General features: G+C 51.3%; 1 pseudogene. It reads right to left on the reverse strand.

What is annotated here, in order from left to right:
• Window positions 1–329 precede the first annotated feature (329 nt).
• Window positions 330–596, reverse strand: a pseudogene (locus tag J5M71_RS26610) (hypothetical protein); the annotation flags it as partial.

A 596-nucleotide genomic window follows, 5' to 3' on the forward strand; every position in this document is an offset into this window, starting at 1 on the left:
CTTCCACATCCGACCACTGTGTTTTTCAGCGGCCAAAAGAGGTTATCCCTCTGCGTCACAACGCACCAGTTCACCACGGCCGCCGCGTCTTGCAGGAAAAATCCACTGGGTTTGAAGGGTGTTGGCGTCAGACATTTCGGCAGGCACATGCTGCAATGACTTTCGATCAGCAGATGACTTGTGGGAGCGAGCCTGCTCGCGAATGCGCTCGATCAGTCACCTTTCAGCGCCTGAAAAACCGCTATCGCGAGCAGGCTCACTCCTACAGAGGGGTATCTGATCGTTTCCGCGCTCTGTAGGAAATGCAGCCGTCGGTGGCTTTGCAGTGGTTAATCGGGCATCGAACGAATTATGTCGGCCAAATCGTCCTTGGTTATCTCGTTGGCCTTAATGGCAGCGGCAATGTCTTTTTTGGAAAGTGGAAAACGCTTGAAAATTTCTTGCAAAGTATTCGCATCAACATTTGCCAGCCAGAGCGGATCAATGAAAGAACCGCCGTACTCAGGCTTCATCGGTACTTCTTCGTGGGCAATCGTACCCTTATGGTTGAGATACAGCACATAACGATCATGCCCTTCAGGAAAGCTCTTATCGTG

It is taken from the genome of Pseudomonas sp. 43(2021) (assembly GCF_017490805.1).
GTDB lineage: Bacteria > Pseudomonadota > Gammaproteobacteria > Pseudomonadales > Pseudomonadaceae > Aquipseudomonas.